The organism is Cytophagales bacterium, from assembly GCA_019456305.1.
Lineage (GTDB): Bacteria > Bacteroidota > Bacteroidia > Cytophagales > VRUD01 > VRUD01.
The window spans coordinates 1-11,395 of sequence record VRUD01000109.1 but is presented as its reverse complement, the minus strand read 5'-3'; the positions used below and the strand labels follow the sequence as shown (position 1 = coordinate 11,395).

Annotated in this window: 8 protein-coding genes; 4 read left to right on the top strand and 4 right to left on the bottom strand. The window is 36.2% G+C overall.

What is annotated here, in order from left to right:
- Positions 1-1,040 (bottom strand): acyl-CoA desaturase (locus FVQ77_16270; protein MBW8051858.1); only part of this gene is annotated, 1,040 nt, incomplete at its 3' end.
- A 198-nt stretch (positions 1,041-1,238) separates the two neighbouring features.
- On the opposite strand from FVQ77_16270, the gene FVQ77_16265 reads away from it, so the two are divergent.
- A complete protein-coding gene (locus FVQ77_16265; protein ID MBW8051857.1) occupies positions 1,239-2,327 on the top strand; it encodes an acyl-CoA desaturase in 1,089 nt (362 codons plus the stop codon).
- A gap of 194 nt (positions 2,328-2,521) precedes the next feature.
- Here FVQ77_16265 and FVQ77_16260 read toward each other — a convergent pair whose 3' ends face one another.
- Positions 2,522-3,949: a tetratricopeptide repeat protein gene (locus FVQ77_16260; protein ID MBW8051856.1), complete on the bottom strand. Its 1,428-nt coding sequence runs from the start codon at positions 3,947-3,949 to the stop codon at positions 2,522-2,524.
- 177 nt (positions 3,950-4,126) lie between these two features.
- Between FVQ77_16260 and FVQ77_16255 the strand changes: the two genes are divergently transcribed.
- A complete protein-coding gene (locus FVQ77_16255) occupies positions 4,127-5,305 on the top strand; it encodes an acetyl-CoA C-acyltransferase (protein MBW8051855.1) in 1,179 nt (392 codons plus the stop codon).
- A 224-nt stretch (positions 5,306-5,529) separates the two neighbouring features.
- Here FVQ77_16255 and FVQ77_16250 read toward each other — a convergent pair whose 3' ends face one another.
- Together FVQ77_16250 and FVQ77_16245 are read right to left on the bottom strand one after the other, a co-directional pair.
- Entirely contained in the window at positions 5,530-9,531 is a 4,002-nt protein-coding gene (locus FVQ77_16250) for a T9SS type A sorting domain-containing protein (GenBank protein ID MBW8051854.1), read from the bottom strand.
- 81 nt (positions 9,532-9,612) lie between these two features.
- Entirely contained in the window at positions 9,613-10,086 is a 474-nt protein-coding gene (locus FVQ77_16245; GenBank protein MBW8051853.1) for a T9SS type A sorting domain-containing protein, read from the bottom strand.
- 241 nt (positions 10,087-10,327) lie between these two features.
- Between FVQ77_16245 and FVQ77_16240 the strand changes: the two genes are divergently transcribed.
- Together FVQ77_16240 and FVQ77_16235 are read left to right on the top strand one after the other, a co-directional pair.
- Entirely contained in the window at positions 10,328-10,486 is a 159-nt protein-coding gene (locus tag FVQ77_16240; protein MBW8051852.1) for a HEPN domain-containing protein, read from the top strand.
- Positions 10,487-10,616: 130 nt separating this feature from the next.
- Positions 10,617-11,395 (top strand): toxin-antitoxin system YwqK family antitoxin (locus FVQ77_16235; GenBank protein ID MBW8051851.1); only part of this gene is annotated, 779 nt, incomplete at its 3' end.

The following is an 11,395-nucleotide window of genomic DNA, read 5'->3' as shown; positions in this document are numbered from 1 at the left end:
TTAAGAAAAGGACAACAAAGCTGTTCTAATGTTATCCATTCATTAATCTTTTGTAATAGTAAAGCATCATCTGAAAAACGGAATGCATAACCATTACCTAATTCTTTAACTTCCTGAAAAGCAGTGAGTACTTTTTCTGAAAGTTTTCGGTGAAGCTTTCTTTGTACCTGGGTAAATACTTCCAGATTACATGCTATAATTTCTGATAAAGGAGTGCCGTTTTTTAGAGCAATAGCAGGCAAAGAAATTTTACGGTTTTGTTGTAGAGTCGAGACATGCCCCGTTTTTACAACATTTGCTATCCGTAACCTAATGATCCCTAAAAAATTAAATAATTTAATAAACATATAAACAGGATCAAACTCAAACCATCTTACTCCAAAATTTGCCCTACCACTGTGTTTGTGATGATTATTGTGGTATCCCTCGCCTAACATCAGGAAATCAAAAGGTAATATATTTTTTGAGGTGTCTGCTAAATTGAAATTTCTATAACCGATCACGTGGGCAAACCAATTGATAACTGCACCATGTAAAGGGCTAATCACAAAATGAATTGGAAGCAATAAAAACATCCACCAATATGTATTTATCCCGTAAGCAGTAATGAAATAAATATAAAATAATACATACAATGTGCCCCAGGCAACCCTGATTGGCAATGCATCGGCAATTTTTTCAAAAGACCACCACTCAGGTAAATCCTTTGTGAAACGATCCTCCGCTTTTACTCTGCCATAAAATAAATTAGAATATATGATTTTTGTTTTCCACATCATCTGAAAAATATTTGAAGAGTAAGAGGGTGAATGCGGGTCTTTCTCAGTATCGGCATAAGCATGATGCATACGATGCAAAATACCGTAAGTATTCGGACTTAAATAAGACGAACCTTGAAAGATCCAGGATAATATATAAAATACTTTCTCCCAGAACTTAGACATGGTAAACATTTTATGTGCTGCATACCTGTGATGAAACAAGGTTTGAAAAAACAAAGATAAATACCAATGAAGTATTAAAAATAGTGCTATTTCCATGAGTGAAGGCGCAGAGCGCATAGCGCATAGAGTCCCGAGTTACTCAGAACGTCATGCGCTCTGCGCCATGCGCTTTAATTTCTAACGAGGCAAAGATACAATAAAAAATATTTATTTCCATCTTTTTTTAATTATTTTAAATAAATAGTTTTATCTTTGCCAGCAAAAGAACATTATTTCATAAATAGATTAAAAATTATGGCTGATAAAATAAAATTTGTTAATGTTGATAAATCGAACTTTTTCTCGACATTAAAAAAACGCGTTGACGATTATTTTGCTGCCAACAGGAAATCAAGGCATGCCAATGGTTTTATGATATTTAAAGCCATTTTTTATTTAGGAATACTGATTGCAGCATACTTTTTGCTCATCTTTGGTCAATTTAACTTACCGGTGATCTTTTCGTTATGGATCATTATTGGCTTATTTACTGCCTTTTCGGCTGTGAATGTTTGCCATGATGCGATCCATGGTGCTTTTTCATCTAATAAAAACGTAAATAATATATTTTGGTACACTTTTCATTTTTTAGGAGCCAATCCCTACGTATGGAGTATTACACATAACATTGCGCATCATACCTATCCCAATATTGAGGGTCATGACGAAGATATTGAACAATCAGCTATATTAAGAATTTCCCCAAGCCAAAAGTTAAGAAAAATACACCGTCATCAGCACTGGTATGCATTTTCATTATATACATTGACCACACTATTATGGGTGTTTATTAAAGATTATAAGAAATTTTTTCAAAAAGATATCGGCAATTATAATAACAAACGCCATCCTAAAATAGAGTATTTCAATTTATTTTTTTACAAAGCGCTATACTATACAATTTTTCTGGTAATACCGATAATAATGATAGACCTGTCTTGGTGGCAGGTTGTACTCGGATTTTTGGTGCTGCATTTCTTTGAGGGATTGACGCTTGCTGTCATGTTCATGCTGGCACATATAGTAGAAAAATCGCATTTTCCAAGCCCCGATATAGATGGTAAGATAAAAAATTCATGGGCAGTACATCAGCTTTATACCACTGTGGACTTTGCCCGTAATAACGCTTTTGTAAGCTTTTTTACCGGTGGATTGAATTTTCAGATCGAGCATCACCTTTTTCCGCAAATCTGTCATATACACTATAGGCCTATTTCAGAGATTGTCCAAAAAACCGCCCATGAATATAACGTACCTTATTTTGAAAATCCCACCTTCTTCGGAGCTATCCGCTCCCACATCAGGTTTTTAAAAAAGTTTGGCAGGGAAGAAATGCATGGATAAAGTAAAAAGTAAAAAGTAAAAAGTAAAAAGTAAAAATATTGACCCCGGGCAGTATTTATTGGCGGTTTAATGATTATAATTGCCGGTATAATTACCGGAGCTATTAGTATTAAACTACACGAATAAATTTAAAACGAATATGAAAAATCTAAATTCAATTACTATTTAAAATGGAAAAAACTGCCTCCATATTTTTACTTTTTACTTTTTACTTTCTCCTTTTCCCACCCTTTCGGGTGGTCACCCGTTAGGAGTGACAATTTCCATTTATTGTAAAACGCCTCCGCCCTATATTCCAATACATACAACAACCCCATGTTGCTATTCACCCCTTTATATTTCGGAGCCTGACCCGGGATCCGGACCTCTATTAGTTCCGGATTAATATAAATTGAGTTTGTTTTCACTTCTTTGACCAGCGCTCCAAGCGCCTGCTGGAAATAAAACAATGCTGTATCGTATTTTGACTGGGCTGTATAAATGACTGCTATTTTGCGATAAACCATCCCAACATCCGGATGATAACCTCCAAAAACATCCCTGTAAATTTTCAACGCTTTATACTGACATTCAAGCGCACTGTTATATTCTTCTAAAACTCTGAATACATCCCCTATGTTTGTATAGCTTGTTGCTACCTCCGGATGCATAGCAACCAGGGTCTTTACCCTAATGGATAAGGCAAGGCTGTCATATTCCATTGCTTTGCTGTATTCGCCCTGGTCATAATAAATACTTGCAATGTTATTATAGCTGCTGGCAACGAGAGGATGCTCTTTACCAAGCTTCATAAGCCTTATCTTTAATGCCTTCTTTAAATATTCCATAGCCAGGTCATATTTGTCACGATTTTCTCCTGAACCGCCTATCTTGGAGTAAATAAGTCCAATATTATTATAGCCTACAGCAATAACAAGATGCTCTTTACCATATACCTTGATCGCGATCTTTAATGATTGTTGATAATATCCAAGCGCATAGTAATAGTCCCCTTTTTCGTGATAAATACCTCCAATGTTATTATAAGCTGTAGCAACAGCAATATGTTCGTTTCCATTCAGCGCAATTGCAATTTTTAATGCCTTCTTAAAATAGGAAAGAGCTTCATTGTATTTACCCATCCGCCAATAAATAATACCTAATCCATTGTATGCATTGACGACATTATTATCATCACTGCCAAACAGCGTAATACTGGTATTAATAACTTTTTGTAGTGTTAGGATGGCTTTGTTGTATTGTACTTTCAGGTAATAATTCTGTGCAATCCTTACCTGGCAGAAGAAGTGTTTTTTCCAGATGAGCGTATTATTTGGGGCTTTTTTGCTTACCTCCTGTACAGCAGTCAGGTATATCTCACTTGCTATATTATAATAATAAATGGCGCTATCGTACCGGGCAGCTTCAGTGAAGGATTCAGCTTTGGAAAAATATAAGTTGGCTAAAGTTGTATCAGCAATGGTATTTCCATAGCGCATAGAGGGCATACGCTCAGCCGTATGGTCGTATTTTGTAGAGACGAGGCATGTCTCGTCTCTACACCCTGTACATTGTTCTATTCGTTTTGCACTTTGCGCAAATGATGATAGTAAGATCAATAGTAGTATGGTAATATGTTTCATTGTTTGTAACTAACTTAATTTACAATTTAAACTTGCTTTAAACAATTATTTAGTTTTTTATCTATCAAAAGTAGCTATTTAATTTTATTTTTAATATTTTTACGAAACAAATCAACCAATAAAATATGCAGTGCATCTTACGACCATACGGTTGGACGTATGCCCGCTATGCTTTCAATGAAAGAAGTCTTTATCATCTCAGCCGTCAGAACCCCGATAGGCAGCTTTGGGGGGAGTTTATCCAGCCTCACTGCTGTACAATTAGGTTCTGTTGCTATTAAAGGAGCCCTGGAAAAAGTTAGTATAGATGCTGCTGAAGTACAGGAAGTATACTTCGGCAACGTTTTATCTGCCGGCTTAGGGCAGGCGCCTGCCCGTCAGGCAGTCATATTTGCGGGTATTAGCAATACTGTACCCTGTACTACGGTAAATAAAGTATGTGCGTCAGGTTCCAAAGCGATCATGTTGGGTGCACAAAGCATCATGTTAGGATTTAATGATGTGGTGGTTGCAGGTGGCATGGAAAGCATGTCAAACGTCCCTTATTATGTAGAAAAAGCACGTTACGGGTATAAGTTGGGTCACGGCCAATTTGTTGATGGATTGATAAAGGACGGATTGTGGGATGTTTACAACAATTACCACATGGGCATTGCAGCCGAAAATACGGCAAAACAAATGAATATTACCCGTGGTATGCAGGATGAGTTTGCCATAGAATCTTACAAAAAGTCTGCTGCCGCTACAAAAAACGGTGATTTTAAAAATGAAATTATTCCGGTTGAAATACCGCAAAAGAAAAAAGATCCGATCATTGTATCGGAAGACGAGGAATTCAAAAAAGTAAATTTTGAAAAAATATCCGACTTAAGACCGGTTTTTGACAAAGAAGGAACGGTTACTGCTGCCAATGCTTCTACAATCAATGACGGAGCTTCTGCCCTGGTATTGATGAGCAAAGAAAAAGCTGAATCGTTGGGTGTGTTACCTATCGCTAAAATACTTGGTTTTGCTGATGCTGCACAGGCGCCTGAATGGTTTACCACTACTCCATCATTAGCTATACCTAAGGCTCTGAAAAATGCAGGATTAGATCAAGCAGAAGTAGATTATTATGAGATCAATGAAGCTTTTGCAGTAGTTTCGATAGCAAACAATCAAAAACTCAACCTTGATCCTGCAAAGGTGAATGTTTTTGGAGGAGCAGTTTCTTTGGGACATCCGCTTGGTTGTTCAGGTGCAAGAATAGTGACCACTCTTACCAATGTATTGGCAAAAAATGGAGGAAAAATTGGCGTTACCGGTATTTGTAACGGAGGTGGCGGGGCTTCGGCTATTGTGATTGAGAAGATTTAAACCACGCAAACTATACATAACGACTTAATTAATACAGCATAATTACGAACAGGTTAAAAACAGTTAATAAATGGTTACCCCGCACATAAATTTATTGATATGTTAGTTGCAATTAAATTTTTGTTTTCCCATCCCCACGCCTACCCTTGTAGCACATTGTTTTTTTCCTTATATAGAAACTATCGTAGAATTTACAATGAAAATAACAGAGAAAGAAAAAGTTGCTATTCAAAAACTACTTTTTTATTTACAACGACATTATTTGTAATCACTTGCAGGATATAAACCCCTTTTGGATATAGGATTAAATCAATCTTCTTTTGTAAAAAACCTGAATACTGATATAGTTTTTCTTTGTATATCTCTTGACCCTTTAAATTCAATAATTTAATTTGGAGTTCCTTCACTTCGTTCAGGACAAGCATTTCTATCATTAATTCGCCTGTATTTGGGTTAGGATATATGTTCAAATTATTTAAAAATTCAATCTCATTGATTGATGTAACTGTTACAAAATACGGGTTAGATACAGACCAGCAGCCATTAATATCTGCAATCATCACAGAATAAAAACCTGTTTGTGTGGCAGTATAGAACTGTGATATTGCACCTACAATTAGGGTATCATAATAATACCATTGATAAGCGTTGGCGGGGCTTGATGCCAACTGATTGCCATTTATAGTTACTGTAGGCGGTGGAGGCAATGGGTTTACTGATAAGGTTGTAATAACTACACTATCGCAACCTTGACCTGACGGATAGGTATCGTAATAAATACCTGCATTTGTCTGATAAGCGCCCCCTAAAAATATGCTATCACCAAAGCATATACTCTTTGCTGCTGTAATAGTATCATTTTGGTTTACCGTTAAGGTAGTTATAATAATACTATCACAGCCATTCACCGTACTGGTATCGTAATAAATTCCCGGGGTTGTTTGCCATGCACCGCCAATAAATACACTATCACCAGCACATATAGTATCCGATGAAGAAACATTATACGTTGGATTAACTGTTAATGTAGTTGCAATTACGCTATCACAACCATTTACAGTAGCTGAAGTATCATAATAGGTTCCCTGCGCTGTTTGCCATGCACCGCCAATATATAAGCTATCACCATCGCATATAGTATCTGATGAAGAAACATTATAAGTTAGATTAACTGTTAATGTAGTTGCAAGTACGCTATCACAACCATTAACAGTAGGTAAAGTATCATAATACGTTCCCTGCGCTGTTTGCCATGCACCGCCAATCAATGAGCTATCACCATTACATATAGTATCTGACAATGGAGTAAAATATGTAAGATTAACTGTTAAAGTAGTTGCAAGTATGCTATCACAACCATTCACTGTACTGGTATCATAATAAATTCCCGGGGTTGTTTGCCATGCACCGCCAATAAATAAGCTATCACCATCACATATAGTATCTGATGAAGAAACATTATACGTTGGATTAACTGTTAATGTAGTTGCAAGTACACTATCACAACCATTTACAGTGGATAAAGTATCATAATACGTTCCCGGAGTTGTTTGATATGCTCCGCCTAACAACAAGCTATCACCATCACATATTGTATCAGATAAAGAAGTAGTATAAATTTGATTAACGGTAATATACCCCGCCATAGTTATTGTACTATCTGTTGAACAACCTATCGCTGTTAGTGTAACATCAAAAACACCAGCCGAATTGTAAGTAACAATTGGGTTTTGCACCGTAGTATCCGCTGTAGTTCCACTGGGAAACGACCAGCTAAACCCGGTTGCATCAGTAGATGTGTTGTTAAATGTGATAGTATTTCCTTCACAAAAATTTGTAGTGTTTGCAGTAAAAATTGCAACAGGAATAGCACTGCTTAATTGAACCGAAACGGTTGTTGAATCTACGCATCCTGATGCACTTGTTCCTGTTACGGTATAAGTAGTATCTGTTGAAGGAAAAGCCAAAACTGTATCTCCTGTTGTAGTATTTAAGTCTGTTGCAGGCGACCATGTATAACTATCTGCACCGCTTGAAACCAACATTACGGTATCTCCAAAATTACAAACAAAAGCCAGTGATGGTGCTACGGTAATAACAGGGAGCGGATTAACTGTTAAGGTAGTTGCAATTACGCTATCGCAGCTATTTACAGTAGGTAAAGTATCATAATACGTTCCCGGAGTTGTTTGATATGTTCCGCCTAACAACAAGCTATCACCATCACATATTGTATCTGACAAAGGAGTAAAATACGTTGGATTTACTATTACATTAATTGAATCCGAGCCTTGACAGCCATTTAAATCGGTTACTATTAACCAATACATTCCGGTTGTATTAACAACAATGGTTTGTGTCGTGTCATTGGTTGACCATAAATAAGTATCTCCGGGTATTCCCACTCCTTCATCCAATAAGGTGTTATCGCAAGCAATAGTATCTCCAATAATAACAACTGTTGGATTAAGATTAACTGTTAAGGAAGTTGCAATTACACTGTCGCAACCATCTGAAGTAGATAAAGTATCATAATATGTTCCCTGAGTATCTGCAAAAGCTCCACCTGGCAACAGTACGCTATCACCTTCACAAATCACTGCTGAAACTGTTGTATCATAAGTTGGATATACCGTTAAAGTAGTAGCAACTACACTGTCGCAACCATTCATTGCTGTAAGGGTATCATAATAGATTCCCGGTGTATTCTGATATGCCCCACCTAATAATATACTATCATTATCACAAATAGTATCTGATATTGAGACGCTTATTTGTAGCGTTGTTACACTTTCAAACGCAATACAATTATTGGTGTCAGTTACGGTTAAACCATAAGTCCCTTCACATAAGCTATCCTCATAAAAAGTTGTTGAACCTGTTGTCCAGCTATAAGTGTAAGGCGGTGTTCCACCTGTAATACAGGAAATTGCCTGTCCATCACAAAAACCGCATGTAGGATAAATTATCGAAGTGTTAAATACAATAGTATCCGGTGAACCAACAATTACATCCATAGTATCGCTACAACCAAGGGAATCTGTAACAATTACAGTATGTATTCCTGCACATAAGCCGGTTGCAGTAGTATCTGTTTGCCCGCTTGGGGACCACAAATATGTATAAGGTGAGACACCGCCCGAAAGTGTTACGGTAGCGCTGCCGTCACATATTCCAACACAGCTTGTATTTGTTCCTGTAATAGTAGCAATAAGTTGAGTTGGTGGCTCATTTATTGTTACTTGTTCAAAGGTATTACATCCTGAAAAATTGATTACATTAACACTATAATTACCAGCGCATAAGCCAGTTGCAGTAGTATCTGTTTGCCCATTAAAAAACCAGTCTTCAAACCATAGGATTGCGCATGGAGGATCACTACAGGTAAAACTTACTGTAGCTGTGCCATCACATCCATTGTTGCACAATGCATCTGTAGAACTTGTTATAATAATCTCGCCATTTTCATTTACGGGAACTATAGTATAATCTGAACATCCGTTAGCATCGGTAACGACAACTAAAGGAGCTCCCGCGCATAATCCGGAAGCTGTTTGAGTTGTTTGCCCATCTTGCCATGAGTAGGTATAAGGAGGTATTCCACCGCTTGCAAAAACAGTAGCAGTACCATCACATAATCCACATGTAGCATTTGTGCTGGATGCGCTGTCAATTATAGGAGGAGTGGGTTCTGAAATAGTGCTGGAAGCCTGTGCTTGGCAGCCATTCAGATCAGTTACAGTAACAGTATAAGTTCCAGCACATAATCCTGTAGCAGTTGAAGTTGTTTGCACAGGATCCGTATTCCACTGAAACGAATAGGGCGGAAAGCCACCACCTGCTGCTGCTGTAAGAGCACCATCACAAGCTCCATTACACGAAGCGTCAAGTGAGACTATTGAAACAACCAAAGCAGTCCACCCGGTAATTGTAACATTAAGTGAGTCCTGACACCCGTTCAAATCATCTAATACAATACTATAAGTACCGGAACATAAACCAGTAAATAAACTACATGCTTCAAATGTAGCTCCAGCATCAATGCTATACATATATATACCCGACCCTCCTGAAGCAACAACTTCAATTGTTCCATCACAAAGCCCAAAACAGGTATTAGTACTTGTGATGTTATTTATAAAGCATTGAGCAAAAGCAATATTAATACTTAGTGTGGATATTGCAAATATTGTACTTAATCTTTTGATTATTTTATTATTTTTCATGTTCTTATGTGATATAAAAAAGTAGCATAGGAGAAAACAATAAAAGCCCTTTCGAACTTTTATTGTTTTTAAATGAACAGATTATTTTATACGAATTGCCTTCTTCACCCACTCCATTCCATCAACTCTTAAAGTATAGAAATATAAACCGGGGGGGATGTCAGTAGTATTCCATTCAATGGAATAACTGCCCTTATCTTGATGTTCAGTAACTAAAGTGGTGATGTATCGTCCAAAATAAGAATGGATAACTAACTCTACCTGCCCTGCTTGTTCTATAGCATAGCTGAAATTGGTATTATCCCCAAACGGGTTAGGATAGTTCTGATAAAGTTCTGTATTCTTTCTGTTAAGTGAATTATCAGAATTTATTTGTACTTGAGAATTAATTTGGATCATCAGAAGAAAATCTTTCTTGAAATTTATTAAAGATACAAAGAAATGAAGAACAAAATTAATAAACAAACTTTTATTAATAATTTTTATTCTGGTATCAGAAAATAATAACTGACTGTAAATACAAGCCAACCCTTCATAGTCATACACATTTGGCATTCGCTTAATATCAAAGCCTCAAGCCAAAAATGCCAAAAGAGTATGCCTACACCACCCCAAAAGAATAATCCCACCTGAAAACAAAAATTTAAAAGCAACTAACACAAGCTAAAAAAACATGCGGGGGTAACTGTAATTTGAAAGTTCATAATTACTTGCTATCTTTGCAAGGTTGGACAAAGGGGTAACCAATATTAACCAATACTGCAAAATTTATGTCGTTATGTATAAATTATTTTAAATGTTTGTATTTTATCGTGAAACAAATAAAATAATTATTAAAGAGGTAGATGATGCCTATATCAGAACCAGATATTTTCCACAATATTTATTTCCGGAGCAGGTTGAAAAAATGTTCAAATTTCTTGAAGAACTTATAAAATTATTAAAATCATTATGATAAACCATTTTGATCTTGTTTTAGGACGATATTTAGCCCGTCAAAAGTTTTTAGATAATATTAATGACTATTTAGATGAAATGTATCGTTTTTATACATCACGGCTAAAAGATGTAGAAATATATTTATAATGATTAAGTATATTGTATGCAATCATGCAACCATGCATCCAGGCAACCATGCTACCATGCTACCATACAACTATTTAACCATTCTTATCCTCTTATTAATTACAAACTTACAAATAATTCAATCTCATGCCCAAACTAAAATCCAAACCTGGCACGACTCTCTTCAAACTCAATTAAAGGAAGAATATTACATCTTGGAAAATGACAGCAATTTTATACACGGTTCATATAAAAAATATTTCCCTGACCACAAAATTGCTGTTACCGGTTATTTTAAAAAAGGGTTAAAAGACAGCCTGTTTATTGAATTTAATGAAACAGGTAGAACTGAAACCTGGTACAATGACGACCTGAAAAACGGCCCGGTAAAAGTTTTCAATAAAAATGGAACAATTATACAGGAGGGACATTATGTAAATGATACTTTAAAGGATACTGTTAAAGTTTATTACGGAAATGGTAAATTAAAGCAGGTAGCTATTTTCAAAAACGGCAACCCTGAAGGATTGGTAAAATCATATTATGAGGATGGAAAGCTGAAAGAAGAAATCAATTATTTGAATAATATACAAAACGGAATTTCACGGTCTTATTATGAAAAAGGTACTTTAAAAACCGAAGCAAGCTATAAAGATGGAATAATAAATGGTTTTTCCCGCGTCTATTATGATAACGGTCAATTAGAAGCAGAACATACACTCACGGGTGGCGAAAAAAATGGCGACTTCAGATCTTACAACAAAAGCGGGCAGCTTATTTTAGAAGGCCGGTACGTAGA